14 protein-coding genes are annotated in these 14,529 nt (G+C 56.7%); 13 read left to right on the top strand and 1 reads right to left on the bottom strand.

The window, feature by feature from the left end; genetic code table 11:
* Positions 1-52 precede the first annotated feature (52 nt).
* From M8010_RS02160 to M8010_RS02220, 13 genes are all read left to right on the top strand, one after another.
* Positions 53-1,519, top strand: coding sequence for a CHASE2 domain-containing protein (locus tag M8010_RS02160; RefSeq protein ID WP_250087561.1), 1,467 nt, complete (start codon positions 53-55; stop codon positions 1,517-1,519).
* Positions 1,503-1,859, top strand: a complete 357-nt coding sequence (locus M8010_RS02165; protein WP_250087563.1) for a hypothetical protein — start codon at positions 1,503-1,505, stop codon at positions 1,857-1,859. The genes M8010_RS02160 and M8010_RS02165 overlap by 17 nt, the downstream gene beginning before the upstream one ends.
* The gene (locus M8010_RS02170; protein ID WP_250087565.1) at positions 1,859-3,340 is read left to right on the top strand and encodes a M48 family metalloprotease; all 1,482 of its coding nucleotides are present in this window, start codon (positions 1,859-1,861) and stop codon (positions 3,338-3,340) included. The genes M8010_RS02165 and M8010_RS02170 overlap by 1 nt, the downstream gene beginning before the upstream one ends.
* Positions 3,341-3,412: 72 nt before the next feature.
* Entirely contained in the window at positions 3,413-4,330 is a 918-nt protein-coding gene (locus M8010_RS02175; protein WP_250087567.1) for a LysR family transcriptional regulator, read from the top strand.
* A gap of 76 nt (positions 4,331-4,406) precedes the next feature.
* On the top strand, positions 4,407-4,769 hold the full coding sequence (locus M8010_RS02180) for a DUF7352 domain-containing protein (RefSeq protein WP_250087570.1): 363 nt from the start codon (positions 4,407-4,409) through the stop codon (positions 4,767-4,769).
* Positions 4,770-4,955: 186 nt separating this feature from the next.
* Positions 4,956-5,519: an alkyl hydroperoxide reductase subunit C gene (gene ahpC, locus M8010_RS02185; RefSeq protein ID WP_191966879.1), complete on the top strand. Its 564-nt coding sequence runs from the start codon at positions 4,956-4,958 to the stop codon at positions 5,517-5,519.
* Between the two features lie 222 nt (positions 5,520-5,741).
* Positions 5,742-7,328, top strand: coding sequence for an alkyl hydroperoxide reductase subunit F (gene ahpF, locus M8010_RS02190; protein WP_250087583.1), 1,587 nt, complete (start codon positions 5,742-5,744; stop codon positions 7,326-7,328).
* A 191-nt stretch (positions 7,329-7,519) separates the two neighbouring features.
* Positions 7,520-8,128, top strand: coding sequence for a transcriptional regulator BetI (betI, locus tag M8010_RS02195; RefSeq protein WP_250087589.1), 609 nt, complete (start codon positions 7,520-7,522; stop codon positions 8,126-8,128).
* A 5-nt stretch (positions 8,129-8,133) separates the two neighbouring features.
* On the top strand, positions 8,134-9,600 hold the full coding sequence (gene betB / locus M8010_RS02200) for a betaine-aldehyde dehydrogenase (RefSeq protein WP_250087592.1): 1,467 nt from the start codon (positions 8,134-8,136) through the stop codon (positions 9,598-9,600).
* Positions 9,601-9,621: 21 nt separating this feature from the next.
* Positions 9,622-11,307 (top strand): choline dehydrogenase, encoded by a 1,686-nt coding sequence (betA, locus tag M8010_RS02205; protein WP_250087595.1) that lies wholly within the window; start codon positions 9,622-9,624, stop codon positions 11,305-11,307.
* A 108-nt stretch (positions 11,308-11,415) separates the two neighbouring features.
* On the top strand, positions 11,416-12,633 hold the full coding sequence (locus M8010_RS02210) for a BCCT family transporter (protein WP_250087604.1): 1,218 nt from the start codon (positions 11,416-11,418) through the stop codon (positions 12,631-12,633).
* A 39-nt stretch (positions 12,634-12,672) separates the two neighbouring features.
* Complete coding sequence (locus tag M8010_RS02215) at positions 12,673-12,882, top strand: acetyltransferase (RefSeq protein WP_250087606.1); 210 nt, start codon at positions 12,673-12,675, stop codon at positions 12,880-12,882.
* Positions 12,883-12,927: 45 nt separating this feature from the next.
* On the top strand, positions 12,928-13,482 hold the full coding sequence (locus M8010_RS02220) for a YgjV family protein (protein ID WP_250087614.1): 555 nt from the start codon (positions 12,928-12,930) through the stop codon (positions 13,480-13,482).
* On the opposite strand, the gene M8010_RS02225 is transcribed toward M8010_RS02220, so the two are convergent.
* A complete protein-coding gene (locus M8010_RS02225; RefSeq protein ID WP_250087616.1) occupies positions 13,477-14,511 on the bottom strand; it encodes a histone deacetylase family protein in 1,035 nt (344 codons plus the stop codon). The genes M8010_RS02220 and M8010_RS02225 overlap by 6 nt on opposite strands.
* Between the last annotated feature and the right edge of the window lie 18 nt (positions 14,512-14,529).

Here is a 14,529-nt window from a genome sequence, read left to right on the forward strand (position 1 = left end):
TCGCTTCCGCAGTGCGGGCTATCCGGGACTAGGTCCCGATGCGGAGGCCCGAGTGCCAATTAGCAACAAGCTACTGTCATTGCTGAAAATATTGTGGCGCCATTGGCTGGTGCTGCTGGTTGGTTATGTGCTGGTGTTAGCTGATCCATTCGGTATTGGTTCCAGCACCAGCAAGGCCATCACTAATGCCTTCGACCGGATGGTATCCCCCTTCTACACTCGTGATCTGGCACGTGGGCAGGGGTTGGATTCCGCCGACCTCGTGGACGTCATACTCATTGACGACAGATCCATTCGCGAACTTTCTCGCGAAGGCGTCGGCTATTTGAGAGCGAACGATTGGCCGCTCGCCTATAGCGATCATTTGATGTTGATCGATGCGCTCCGGCGACGGGGATATGGAACGATCATCTTCGACGTTACCTTTTACCGTAAGCGCAGTCTTGATGGCAGCTTTAATGACCTGGTTACCCGACTGGATTATTTTCGCGAGCATGCCGGGCTGGAAGTCATTCTGAGTGCCGGATCAGACCCGGAGGACCTGGAGGATTCAATACAGCCACTTGTAAATGCGGTCTCGGATCTGGGGCTGACGGGCTGGTCTGGCTACGGCGATGGTTACCCTTTGAACCATGTATTCCCGGATGGTCGCCAGGAACCGAGCCTGGCGTTTGCCGGGTATCAGGCCTTCTGTCGGCAAGCCGGCCCAATGGCTTGTGAAGACCTGTCCAGAGCCGAGGAGGCCTGGCTCGTACCGGAACCTTCTGGTATGCATCTGAATTGGGGAATGCCCTCCAAACATCAGTCAGATTCCATAGGCTGCATGCCACGCACATTGGATGAGACGTGGTATCCAGCGTGGGTTGAGTTGCTGGTCGTTATCAAGAGGAACCTGGTTGGCCCTGATATCATCGATGAAAATACACGCAACGTCTGCCCGCCGCTACCAACGGCCACTTTGCAGGACGTTCTCTTCAGTGGGTCAGAGTGCAAACCACTTTTCGATAGTGACGGTCCCAATGCGTGCGACACCCCCAGAATTGCCATGGTGGGTGTCTCCCTGCCGTCGGCCCGGGATCTGTTTGACCCGCCCACACCCGGCCGCCTGCCTGGCGTTTATCTCCATGCCGAGGCTCTGCGAAACCTTCTTCATTTCCAGGCGGATTATTTCAAGCCCCTGGGATTGGAACTGAATCTCGGCTTTAACGGACCGCCCCAATGGTCATTGCCTGTTGACGTGTTTTTGGTTTGGCCCCTTTTGCTGCTTGCAGCTGTTTGGCTGGCGCGGCGCGTTCTGGAGTGGCGATGGAAAGAAGAGAACACTTGGGAGATTCCGGAAATTTTACTGGAACTGGGTGAAACGGTGTTGGTGCTGATTGCTCTGGTGTTGCTTTACCAGTTGGCAATCGTTTTCCACCGCACCCCGGGAGGATTGGCGGATCTGATTGGATTGATACCGCTGTTACTGATTGTCGTTCGTCGCGAACGGAAGGAGATAGAACATGAGAGGCTACGTTAGCTTGTTTGCCCTGCTGCTAGCATCGAGTAACCCGCTGCTCGCTGAGTCCCTGAAAATTGAGAGATTTCACGATCAGAAACATGCTTTTGTCACTACACCCGATGGTTCTACGGTGTCGGTAGGTGAACTGGAGCTGGTATTTCCTCTGGATATAACCGGAATGGAACGCGGTCAATACGTGTTCAACGGTCCGGAAGGAGAGGGTTACCGGGTTTATGTGCCAGAAGTTGTGATCACCGGCTCCACAGAGCCTGTTGTCGTTTGTGACCAATCCCAGGTTGTCTTTGCCGACGACTACCGGATTGCCAGCGCACGCGGCGTTGAAGGGGAGTGTCAGTGATGAGACGCTATCAGACTGTGGGGTTGGTTTTTTCTCTATGCTTGTTGCTTGCAGGCTGCAGCACCTCTCCTTACGAATCCGAGGAGTGGTCTGAAGATGGCGAATTGCGCCAGAAGCACCTGGATGAACTCGTCTCCAGAGCGGCCCTGCACAACGGAAGTGGCCTCGACCCAATGGCCGATGCAGTATTGTTACGAAGTGACAGTGTTGCCCCCCTGGCGGCCGCTTCCGTTACGGCCGAACTTCAGGCTATCGCCGAAGAACTGTCACAGAGTTGGGCGGGAGAACCCTGCCGCTGCCAAGTCCGGATCGGGCCGAGTTACAGCTTCGGTGGATTCACTTATCCCCATGGCACCATCGTAATTCAGGCCGGTACTCTGGAGTATTTGGACACCCGCGACGAAGTGGCGGCTTTGCTCGCCCATGAGCTTTCGCACCTCTGGCTGGACCACCACAGCAAAAATGAAATGCAATCCGCCGCCAAGGGCCTGACCGACCTGGTCCAGGCTGTTTCCCTTTTCAGCAACGATGAAGATGCCAGGGAGACCACTATGCGCTTGGGGGGCTCCACAGATGCCCTGATAGCGGCGGCCGGCTTCACACAGTGGAATCGGCAACAGGAAACAGAAGCCGATCTGCTGGCGGCAAAAATACTGGAAAAGTCCCGTTACAGCCCCATGGCAATGATTGCTTTACTGACCAAACTCAGGAAAGGGAAAGAGGCAATCCCGGTTGCCGGCTCTGCCTATGAGGAAATGGGTGAGGCGATGGCCAAGAAGATAAAGAAAGAGGAGGTCGAGATCAGCGATAACCAGATTCAGAGATGGCTGACAACGGTATCCGACGATATGGATGGCAGAGAGTATCTGTCTTCCGAGGAACGTCGTCAGATTGCGCGGTCTGTGATCTACGGACTTGAACCGGCCACATTGGCCCGCTCTTTCACGTCACTGGGTATTAATCCGGAAGTGCTGAAGCCCGTGACCTCCCTCAGAACCATTCACGAGTTGGAGCCAGCCAGTGCAGCGTATTTTCAGCTTGTCGATCGGTCGATGGTAAGCGAGCCGGACAACCTCCATCTGCAACTGATCAAATTCCGTGGGTTGGTTGATCTTGGCGACCATCAGCAAGCGGCGAAGATGGCAGCTGCCTTTATTGGAAGGCCAGACGCGACATTCAGTGCACTGAGTGAAGCAACACGGTATCTGGATCAGCACGTGGTGATGGATGAAGAGCAACGTAAGTCACTGATGCGAACAGCCGTGATCAAATTAGTGGAACTGGATTTGCCAGATGCCTACGCGGCTGATCAGTATTATCTGTCCAAGCGATATCAGGTGCCACTGCACGACGCACTCAATGAAAAATTGTGTGTTGCCCGCTCCGGTAAGGTTAGTGTTCGGGAGCGATGCAAGTTGGCGAAGCAGGCGCTGGAACGCAATATCAGTTTTTATCAGACACTGGCGCAGGCAGGATTGTAGAAAGCTACAGTAGGCGGAATCGGGTTCCTTCGCTACCCTAGGGGCTTTACGGCCTCTTGACTTATTTTGTCTATGGATAATTTGAACCTTCGCCACCTTCATTATTTCTGGGTGATAGCCCGGGAAGGCTCTATCGTGCGTGCGGCAGAGAGCCTGGACCTGACACCACAGACCCTGAGCGGTCAACTTGCGACTTTTGAATCCACCCTGGGCAATGCCCTGTTCCGGCGAGCCAACCGGGCGCTGCAACTGACGGATTTCGGCCAGACGGTGTTCAGCTATGCCGATGACATGTTCCAGACTGCACAGGCGCTGACGGATGTGCTACGGCAACCACCGGAAAACAGGCCCCTGAGTCTGTCTGTCGGCATTGCTGCCTCGATTCACAAATTGATTGCTTATCATCTGACGGCGCCCGCCCTGTCACTTTCCCGTGAGGTACGCCTGAGCTGCCGTTCCGGCGACCCCTCCGCTCTGTTGAAGCGCCTTGGCCAGCGAGAGCTCGATATTGTGCTGACCGACCGCCAGCCTCCGTCAGGCGAGGCCAGTCAGTTCCGCAGTCATCGGCTGGCCAGCTCCTCTATGTCACTGTTTGCGGCCCCGGAACTGGCGCGTACGCTTTCAGCTGATTTCCCCACCAGTCTTGACCGGCAACCCTTTTTGGCGACCTCTTTTGATGCCCCGTACATCAGCGCCCTGATGAACTGGTTTGCCAGCCAGAATATCCGGGTGAAAGTGGTTGCCGAGGTGGACGACAGCGCTCTGATCAAGGTATTCGGGCGTGAGGGGCTGGGTTACTTCGCCGCACCCACTGCCATCCGTGATGAGGTTTGCCGACAATACCAGGTGGTGCATGTGGCCAGTATTCAGGAGGTCAGGGACACCCTGTATGGAGTGACTCGTGCCAGGGGAAGCCATAATGCGGCAGTGGCGGAGTTGTTGCGGGAACGCCCCGAGCTTGATGATAAGATCGAAAAAAACGAACTATAAACACGAAAAAATGGCATTCCTTTCGAATCATTGTTTGTGGATGATGTCCGGGAGTCCTTTAGAAGGAGAACCGGCCATGAAAACGATCCATAAGTTCCGCCTCGAATGCGGCAAAGAAGCCAACACGCTGAAACTGCGGGAAGGTTACCGCGTGGTTCGCTGCGAATACGTAGTGCCCCAGAAAGGGGTCTACCTGTGGGTGGAGCAACCACTGAACGTTACTATTCCGGTGGTAGAGCGGCAATTCGTCGTGGTGTTCTCGGGTGATCCGGTACCTGTCAGTTACCAGTATCTGGACACCGCACTCGATCCCTTCGGCCCTGAAGCTTACCATGTGTTCGAAGTGGCCGAAGCGCCAGCGGAAAAGGCAGATTTACCGAACCGACAGGCCAACCCGATTTTGTTCCATTCAGCCAGACAGCAGGTGGAGACTGCCTGACAAATATCGTTGTTTCAGGGGCCCTGCGGGCCCCTTTGCCAAATCTGATAAGCCCCCTCCGCAAAATAGATAGCAGTTACCTATCAAACAATTAAAAACAATCAATTTGATTATCTTTGGTCAGACGTCTAGTGTGGCGGCTTCAAGTTAGCCTATGCCAGCATTAACCAAATGGAGATAGTTCTTATGGGTATGATTAACAGTGAAATTCAGCCGTTCAACGCAACCGCTTTCAAACAGGGCGAGTTCGTTGAAATTTCCGAGGCTGATGTAAAAGGTAAATGGTCAGTATTCTTCTTCTACCCGGCCGACTTCACCTTTGTGTGCCCGACCGAACTCGGTGACGTGGCTGACAAGTATGAAGAGCTTCAGAAGCTGGGCGTGGAAGTGTTCTCTGTGTCCACCGACACGCACTTCACACACAAGGCATGGCACGATAGCTCAGAGACCATCGGCAAGATCAACTATTTCATGGTTGGCGACCAGACCGGCACCATCACCAACAACTTTGGTGTCATGCGTGAAGGCCAGGGCCTGGCGGACCGCGCCACCTTCCTGATCGACCCGGATGGCGTTATTCAGGCGATGGAAATCACTGCCGAAGGTATCGGCCGTGACGCGGACGACCTGCTGCGCAAGGTAAAAGCAGCCCAGTATGTTCGTAACCATCCTGGCGAAGTATGCCCGGCGAAGTGGAAAGAAGGTGAAGCGACTCTGGCTCCGTCACTGGACCTGGTCGGCAAGATCTAAGGTTTCGGCAATAATGAAACCGGTAAGAGGGCCCGCTTTGCGGGCCTTCTTTGTTTCTATCCGATTGATTTAAAAAGTTGTATAGCAATAATCTATCAAATACTTTAGATCAATTAATTTGAGCTTTGCCTGGCTGGGCCGTATCGTTCACCCAGATTTGATTCGCGACTCAACCTGAGTTCGCACATTCAGTTTCACGAGATCCGGAGGGGAAGAAAACGCATGTTGGATGCCAGTATCAAGGAGCAGTTGAACGCCTACATGGAAAAGCTGCAGCAGCCGATCGAGCTGGTTGCAGCCTACGACGACAGCGATAAGTCCCAGGAGCTGAAGCAGTTGCTGGACGAGATCGAGCCGATGTCTGACAAGATCAGTTTGCGCACGGAAGAGTCGCCGGATGTGCGTCGCCCTTCGTTTGCCATCAACCGCATTGGTGCCGACATTGGCGTGCGCTTTGCGGGTATTCCCATGGGGCATGAGTTCACGTCTCTGGTGCTGGCGTTGCTACAAGTGGGCGGCCACCCGCCCAAGGCCAGCCAGGACGTGATCGATCAGGTGAAAGAACTGGATGGTGAATTCGAGTTTGAAACCTATTTCTCGCTGTCGTGCCAGAACTGCCCGGACGTGGTCCAGGCCCTGAACCTGATGAGTGTGCTGAACCCGAAGATCAAACACACGGCCATTGACGGCGCCCTGTTCCAGGATGAAGTGGAGCAGCGTGAAGTGATGGCGGTTCCCAGCGTCTACCTCAATGGCAAGCCGTTTGGCCAGGGACGCATGACCCTGGAGCAGATTATTGCCAAGGTGGATACCGGTGCCGAAGCCCGCGAGGCCGAGAAGCTTAAGCACAAGGACCCATTCGAAGTATTGGTGGTCGGTGGCGGCCCCGCCGGTTCCTCCGCTGCTATCTATGCGGCGCGTAAGGGTATTTCCACCGGCATTGTAGCTGAGCGTTTTGGTGGCCAGGTGGCCGATACCATGGGTATCGAAAACCTGATTTCCGTGCCTTACACCGAAGGCCCCAAGCTGGTGGCGGCCATGGAGCAGCACGTTAAAGAATACGACGTGGACATCATGAACCTGCAGCGTGCCGAGAAGCTGATTCCGGCGGCCAGCAAGGGCGGCCTTCACGAAGTGCGCCTGGCCAATGGCGCTTCACTGAAGTCCCGCACCCTGGTGCTTTCTACGGGTGCCCGCTGGCGCCAGCTGGGCGTACCCGGCGAAGAGGAATATCGCAACAAGGGTGTGGCTTACTGCCCGCACTGTGACGGCCCGTTGTTCAAGGGCAAGCGTGTAGCGGTGATTGGCGGTGGCAATTCCGGCGTGGAAGCGGCTATCGACCTGGCTGGCATTGTCGGCCACGTCACACTGCTGGAATTCGCCTCTGAAATGAAGGCGGACGACGTACTCCAGAAGAAGTTGCACAGCCTGAAGAATGTGGAAATCCTGACCTCTGCCCAGACCACCGAGGTCCTGGGCGAGAACGGAAAAGTGAGCGGCCTGAACTACAAGGACCGGGATACTGGTGAAGAGCACCACGTTGGCCTGGAGGGTGTGTTCATCCAGATCGGCCTGATCCCCAACACTGAGTGGCTGAAAGGCGACATTGAGCTGAGCCAGCATGGCGAGCTCATCGTCGACGAGCGTGGCGAAACCTCAATTCCGGGCGTCTTTGCCGCTGGAGATGCGACTACCGTGCCTTACAAGCAGATCGTGATCTCCATGGGCGAAGGGTCGAAAGCCGCCCTTAGCGCATTCGATTTCCTGATCCGCAACTCCGTTGATGAGAGCGATGACCAGGCGGCCTGAACCGTCTGCCTGAAAACAGGTTCACACACGGCTGACCCCTAAACAGTTCGTGTTTTTCAGCCCCGTTATCCGGCTTCCGGATAGCGGGGTTTTTTTATGGTTTCCGACGCCGGGTTGAACAGGGAGATTGCTTTCTGTACACTTTATTTTAATTGAACGTTCAATTAACGAAAGTGCAGGCCAAGAACGCGATGCCGATTGTTGGAGTCAAAGACACCCGAAAGCAGCAGTTGATTGATGCCACCATGGCATCGATTGCCGAACTGGGTTTGCAGAACACCACGATCATATCCATTAGCCGTCGTGCCGGTATGTCGTCCGGTATTATCAGCCACTATTTTGGCGGCAAGCAGGGGCTGATCGAGGCGGCTCTTCGCTATCTGCTGGACCAGCTGGGCAGGGAGTTGCGGGAGCGCATGGCACGCACCGATGGCTCGCCGGAGCAGCGCCTGCAGTGCATCGTGGAAGCCAACTTTTCCGAGTTCCAGCGCTCCGACCTGGCGGCAAAAACCTGGCTCAGCTTCTGGGCCCGCTCCATGCACGAGCCAGGACTGCAACGCCTGCAGCAGATCAACAATGCCCGGTTGTACAGTAATTTGCGGTATTCCTTTGCACAGCGGCTACCAAAGCAGGCCGCTACCGAGGCCGCCCGCCAGATGGCCGCGATGATTGACGGCTTCTGGCTACGCAGTGCATTGAGTACGGACCCCCAGGAAGGTTTCGCCGCGGCGGAAAAGCTGTGCAAGCGATTTGCCTTGAATGCGCTCAACACGTCAACGAATTCACCAGCTCAGGTTTGAACCCCATGACAGCATTGCCCCGTTATCAGAATTTCATCAACGGCCAGCCTCTGGCCAACGCCTCCGGCGAGACCTTTCCGGTTGTGAACCCGGCCACGGGTGAGGTGATCTATGAAATGGAAATTGCCGATGAATCCATCCAGCAGGCGGCGATTGACAGTGCCCAGGCGGGTTTCAGAGTGTGGTCTGCGATGACCGGTGCCCAGCGTGGCCGCATCCTGCAACGGGCCGTGGCACTGTTGCGGGAACGCAATGATGAGCTGGCGACACTGGAAGTGAAAGACACCGGTAAGCCGTGGCAAGAAGCCCAGGTAGTGGATGTGGTTACCGGCGCCGATACCCTCGAGTATTTTGCCGGCCTGGCAGCGTCAGTTGAGGGTAACCAGCAGGACCTGGGGGGCGACTTCTACTACACCCGCAGAGAGCCCCTGGGTGTGTGTGCCGGTATCGGCGCCTGGAACTACCCGCTGCAGATCGCCTGCTGGAAGTCCGCCCCGGCGCTGGCTACGGGTAACAGCATGATCTTCAAGCCCTCTGAGGAAACGCCGATGGGGGCGCTGAAGCTGGCAGAGATCTTTACCGAAGCAGGGGTGCCAGCGGGTGTGTTCAACGTGGTTCAGGGCGCGGGTGACGTGGGCGCCTGGCTGACTCACAACCCGGACATCGCCAAGGTGTCCTTCACCGGGGAAGTGGGTACTGGCAAGAAGGTAATGACAGCGGCTGCCTCAACCCTGAAAGACGTCACCATGGAGCTGGGCGGTAAATCACCGCTGATTATCTTCGACGATGCGGATGTTGAAAATGCCGTTTCCGCAGCGATGTTGGGCAACTTCTATACCCAGGGCGAAGTTTGCACCAATGGTACCCGGGTATTTGTGCATGAGGCTGTGTATTCCGAATTCACGAACCGGTTGCTGGAGCGGACGCTGAACAACATTCGCATGGGCGATCCGACAGATCCTGATACCAATTTCGGAGCGCTGATTTCCAGCAAGCACCAACAGCTGGTACTGGACTACATCGAAAAGGGCATCGCCGAAGGCGCCACCCTCAGCCATGGTGGCAAGGCGGCAAAGCCGGCTTCTGCCCCGGGTGGGTATTTCGTGGAGCCGACCATTTTCACCGATTGCACCGATGACATGACCATCTGCCGCGAGGAAATCTTCGGGCCGGTGATGTCGGTGTTGACGTTCTCTGATGAAGAGGAAGTGATCGGCCGTGCCAACAACACCGATACCGGCCTGGCCGCCGGGGTGTTCACCAACGATATCCGCCGCGCTCACCGCGTAATCCACCGTATCCAGGCGGGTATTTGCTGGGTTAACAGTTACGGAGCCTCACCTGCAGAAATGCCGGTGGGTGGTTACAAGCTGTCTGGTATTGGCCGCGAGAACGGCCGCGTCACGCTCGACCATTACACCCAGCTGAAAGCGGTGTATGTGGGAATGGAGGATATCGACAGCCCTTTTTAACCGGGCTGTCGGGAGCTGCGTATGAAAGAAGCAATCTACGATTACATCATTGTCGGGGCCGGGTCTGCCGGTTGTGTGCTGGCCAACCGGCTTACCGAGGATGGCCGCCACCGTGTTCTGCTGCTGGAAACCGGCGGCAGCGACAAGAGCATCTTTATCCAGATGCCCACCGCGCTGTCCATCCCCATGAACACCAAAAAATACGCCTGGCAATTTGAAACCGAGCCGGAGCCCTTCCTGGATAACCGCCGCATGCACTGCCCCCGGGGCAAGGTGCTGGGCGGCTCCTCCTCCATCAACGGCATGGTCTATGTGCGTGGCCACGCCCGTGATTTCGACGAATGGCAACAGCAGGGCGCCGATGGCTGGGACTACCGCCACTGCCTGCCTTATTTCAAAAAGGCGGAAACCTGGGCCTTCGGTGGTGATGAATACCGTGGTGACCAGGGCCCGCTTGGCGTGAACAACGGCAATAACATGCAGAATCCGCTCTACCAGGCGTTTGTGGATGCGGGCGTAGATGCCGGTTATTTCGCCACGGAAGATTACAACGGCGCCCGTCAGGAAGGCTTCGGTGCCATGCACATGACCGTCAAGAACGGCCGCCGCTGGTCCACCGCCAACGCTTATCTGCGCCCCGCCATGGATCGCGACAACCTCACCGTCGTCACCCATGCCTTGGTGCACAGGGTATTGCTGGATGGCAAACAGGCCACTGGCGTGCGCTATGAGAAAGACGGCAAGCTCGTGGATGTGAAAACCTCCGGAGAGGTCATCCTTTCTGCCGGCTCCATCGGTTCGCCTCATCTTTTGCAGCTTTCTGGCATTGGCAACCGATCGGTGCTCGAACAAGCTGAAATTCCGGTCAATCACGAGTTGCCCGGTGTTGGCGGCAACCTGCAGGATCACCTGGAGTTTTACTTCCAGTTCCGCTGCAAACAGCCGGTGTCCCTCAATGGCAAGCTGGACTGGTGGAACAAGCTCAAAATTGGTGTGCGCTGGTTGCTGAAGAAGGATGGCCTGGGGGCCACCAACCACTTCGAATCCTGCGGGTTTATTCGCTCGAAAGCCGGTGTCGAATGGCCGGACCTGCAGTATCACTTCCTGCCTGCGGCCATGCGCTACGACGGCAAGGAAGCCTTCGACGGCGACGGCTTCCAGTTGCATATCGGCCACAACAAGCCCAAGAGCCGTGGTTCGGTGTACGTGCAGTCAGACGACCCGCGCCAGCCGCCGCGCATCCTGTTCAATTATCTGCAGCATGAGGATGATCGCGAAGGCTTCCGTGACTGCGTGCGCCTGACCCGGGAAATCATCAATCAGCCGGCGATGGACGCCTATCGAGGCCCGGAGATTCAGCCCGGTGTTGATGTGCAGAGCGATGAGGAAATCGACGCTTTTGTCCGCCAGGCGGTGGAAAGCGCCTACCACCCATCCTGTACTTGCAAGATGGGGGGAGACGAGCACGCCGTGGTGGGCCCGGATACCCGGGTGCATGGCCTGGCTGGCCTGCGTGTGGTGGATTCGTCCATTTTCCCCAGCATTCCCAACGGCAACCTCAATGCCCCCACCGTCATGGTGGCGGAGCGTGCCGCTGATCTTATTCGTGGCCTGGAGCCGCTGAATCCGTCTGATGCCCCCGTGGCAATGGATGAGCAATGGCAAGATCGCCAGCGCCCCGGAGGGGCCAGACGCGACCTCGCCTGACCATACCCGGCAGGTTTTGTCCGATTCGAATGAGCATTTGCTTCAAAGTAGAGGAGGAACACCCATGGTGTCCGATAAACTAGCGATTTCCTGTGCCCGGAGGTGTGTATGACACTCTGGTTATCCACAGGCCTGATTTTCACCTTCGCGGCCATCGCGCTGATCCTGTTCAAATGGTGGGACCTGAAAGTCATCGGCGTGACGCCGGTGCGTACGTTCACTTTCATTGCCATCCTGTTTACCTCCGGCCTGGATGTGGGCCTGATCATGTTCCCGCTGACGGAATTTGCCGGCTATGGCGACCTGAGCGCCAGCCCGGAGTATGGATTTGCCAACCCTCTGGCCGTTGAGTTTGGCTTCTGGGCCTTCCTGATCTGGGGTTTTTACTTCCTTACCTGCTTCTACTTCTGCGTGATCGAGCCGCGGGTGAAGTTCTTCGACATCCCGCTGGTGAGAGTGGTTAATAATGCAGTGATCATTGGTACCTGTGCCTTTACCGCGTTCCTGTTGCTGGTCAACCTGCCCTGGTACCTGCCGGAAATTGGTGACGGTGAAACCGTGGTGCCCACCTTCTATCTGATCGTCTTTGCGGCAATTGCTGCGGCGGTGCATTCCAGCAGTAAAATCAAATATGTAAAGATACTCAGTCTGAGTTCGAGCTGGCTGTTTATCGCGCTGATTGCGGTGATGTGGGGGCGTGCCTTCCTGACCGGAAATGGCAGCGTTGGGGACTTCTTCGGCACGGCGGGCCTGATCGGTGAATACTTCACCAACCTGCATCACTTCATGCTGCCGTTGAATGACTACCACGAGTTTTACCTGTTCTGGTGGTTCTCCTGGAGCATCATGATCGGCCAGTTCACCGCCCGTTTCGTCAGCGGCCTGCGGACCTGGCAGCTGATGATTGCCATGCTGGTGTTTCCGTCGATTGCCATCGGCACCTGGTTCTCGGTGTTGTATCACTATCATGCCGAGGGCCTGAACATTGCCGCGTTTATCAATATCGCGATGATCACGGTGGGTATCCTGATGGTGATCAACTCACTGGACTCGCTGATAAGGCTTTACACCGACAACCTGAACCTGACCGCCAGGCGGCTGGGCCAGGGCAAGTACTACCTGGGCAACCTGGTTGCCATGTGTGGCCTGACCCTGCTGTTCCAACTTGATTTCCTGCGCATCCAGTGGGTCGGCGCACTGGTGATTGCGCTGTACTTCAGCTGCTTCGTCTACATTGTTATGAAGCGTCGTTCCGAAGTGATGGGCATTGAAGCCTCGCCCAAAGAGAATACACTCGACTTCAGGAAGATAGAGTTAGCGAGCTAGACCGTTTCTTACATCATCATGGAAATCCGGGAGGGCTTTATGTTTCTCGCCGAAAAATCGACTGGTCACATGATCGAGGTGCTGGATACCAAGGCGCTGTTTGATCCCAACGAAACGACAGTAAAGGGCAGCCTGCACTTCGGTGAGGAGGCCCAGGACCCGGAGGCTTTTGAAAAATCCAGCCTGAACTTTCCGTCCGGGGAATCCCTGCCGCTTTGCTGGACGGACCCGGATTATCGCAGACGGTGATTCGGCGCCTGCAAAGCCATTCCCTGTTGTGGCTGGTTGTCCGCCATGCTTGAGGGAATGAGTTATACCGACATGGCGGGCCAGGCGGTCAGCCTGATCGCGCTTGGCTTTTGCATCGTCGGTTTTGCCAGCAAGCGCGACGACCGCCTGATGGTGCTGCTGATCTCGGCCAACGTGGCCTTCGCCGCGCAGTTTGCCCTGTTTGGCAGCTGGACAGCGGCCATCCTGAGCTTGTTGGTCATCGGCCGTATCATGCTGGCCCGGCACTATCTCGGCAGCTGGAAGGTAATGCTGGCGGTGCTGGCGGTGAACCTGGTGGCGGCGGCGCTGACCTGGCGTAGCCCGGTGGATTTCTTCGCTATTGCTGCTGCTATCTTCGGCACAGTGGGCATGTTTATGCTTCGCGGCATTCCAATGCGGTTGATGCTGATGGCGGCTGCCATTGCCTGGATGCTGAACAACATCGTTATCGGTTCGGTGGGAGGCACACTGGCAGAGGGCATGGTGGTGGTCACCAATTTCATCACCATCTATCGGCTGGCCCGGATGAAACGACGGTACCCGGAAGCCTTTGAAAAACTGAAAGAGTCCGGTTCATAGCCGGACTGATTCGAATCCCTTCAGCACGTTCACCACGTTCACACCGATAGCATCCACATCGTATCCGCCTTCCATGGTAAACAGGGTTGGCAGGTTCAGCTGCCCCAGCCGTTCACCCATCAGCAGGTAGTCCGCGGAGGTCAGCTTGAAGAAGGAAATCGGGTCGTCCTCGAAGGTGTCCACGCCGAGTGCGATTACCAGGGCGTCCGGTTGATACGCGGCTATGCGGGCACAGGCGGTTTCCAGCCCCTCACGCCAGACGCTGAAGGGCGTGCCTGGCGGGTAGACAATGTTGAGGTTAAAACCCTCACCGGGACCTTCCCCGGTTTCGTCCTCAAAGCCCAGGAAGTGGGGGAAGACCAGGTCCGGGTCGCCGTGCAGGCTGATGCTCAGTACATCGTCACGCTGGTAGAAAATACTCTGGGTACCGTTACCGTGGTGGAAGTCCACATCGAGCACAGCCACCCGCCGGGCGCCCTGATCCCGGAAGGCCTGGGCGGCTATTGCGGCATTGTTGAAGAAGCAGTAGCCGCCAAACAGGTCAGCGTGGGCATGGTGGCCGGGCGGGCGGCATAGCGCGAAGGCGGCGGATTCGCCGTCCGCCACCAGGGCCTGCGCGGTCAGTGCCACATTGGCGGAAGCGCAGGCGGCGTCCCAGGTGCCTTCGGTGATGGAGGTTTCGGCGGCAAAGCTGTAATAGCCCAGGCGGCCGTCGATGTCTTTCGGTACTCTGTGCCGCATGCCCCGGCCGGGCCAGACGGCGGGAATGGCCTCTCCCGGCTTGCCCTCGGCAGCCCAGTCGTTCCAGCTCTGCTGCAGGAAGGCGACATAGTCGTGCGTGTGTACGCGGAGAATAGGCTCCAGGCCAAACTCCTGAGGTGGGAGCACCTCCCCCAGTTGCTCCTGTTTCACCCGGCCGAGTATGGTTTCCGCCCGCGACGGCTTCTCATGGGGCGCGATGAGGATGCCGCCGTCCAGTTCAGTGGTGGCCGTACGGCGGTTGTGCAGGGATGAAAAAACAGTCTTCATGGAAAGGGAACCGTATTG

Origin of the sequence: Marinobacter sp. ATCH36 (genome assembly GCF_023555055.1) — a bacterium.
Classification (GTDB): domain Bacteria; phylum Pseudomonadota; class Gammaproteobacteria; order Pseudomonadales; family Oleiphilaceae; genus Marinobacter.

Coding starts and splice junctions, on each gene's coding strand:
- M8010_RS02165 (WP_250087563.1), top strand. CDS start 1,503: ATGAGAGGCTACGTTAGCTTGTTTGCCCTGCTGCTAGCATCGAGTAAC.
- M8010_RS02220 (WP_250087614.1), top strand. CDS start 12,928: ATGCTTGAGGGAATGAGTTATACCGACATGGCGGGCCAGGCGGTCAGC.
- M8010_RS02180 (WP_250087570.1), top strand. CDS start 4,407: ATGAAAACGATCCATAAGTTCCGCCTCGAATGCGGCAAAGAAGCCAAC.
- M8010_RS02170 (WP_250087565.1), top strand. CDS start 1,859: ATGAGACGCTATCAGACTGTGGGGTTGGTTTTTTCTCTATGCTTGTTG.
- betB (WP_250087592.1), top strand. CDS start 8,134: ATGACAGCATTGCCCCGTTATCAGAATTTCATCAACGGCCAGCCTCTG.
- betA (WP_250087595.1), top strand. CDS start 9,622: ATGAAAGAAGCAATCTACGATTACATCATTGTCGGGGCCGGGTCTGCC.
- M8010_RS02210 (WP_250087604.1), top strand. CDS start 11,416: ATGACACTCTGGTTATCCACAGGCCTGATTTTCACCTTCGCGGCCATC.
- M8010_RS02225 (WP_250087616.1), bottom strand. CDS start 14,511: ATGAAGACTGTTTTTTCATCCCTGCACAACCGCCGTACGGCCACCACT.
- M8010_RS02175 (WP_250087567.1), top strand. CDS start 3,413: ATGGATAATTTGAACCTTCGCCACCTTCATTATTTCTGGGTGATAGCC.
- ahpC (WP_191966879.1), top strand. CDS start 4,956: ATGGGTATGATTAACAGTGAAATTCAGCCGTTCAACGCAACCGCTTTC.
- betI (WP_250087589.1), top strand. CDS start 7,520: ATGCCGATTGTTGGAGTCAAAGACACCCGAAAGCAGCAGTTGATTGAT.
- M8010_RS02215 (WP_250087606.1), top strand. CDS start 12,673: ATGTTTCTCGCCGAAAAATCGACTGGTCACATGATCGAGGTGCTGGAT.
- ahpF (WP_250087583.1), top strand. CDS start 5,742: ATGTTGGATGCCAGTATCAAGGAGCAGTTGAACGCCTACATGGAAAAG.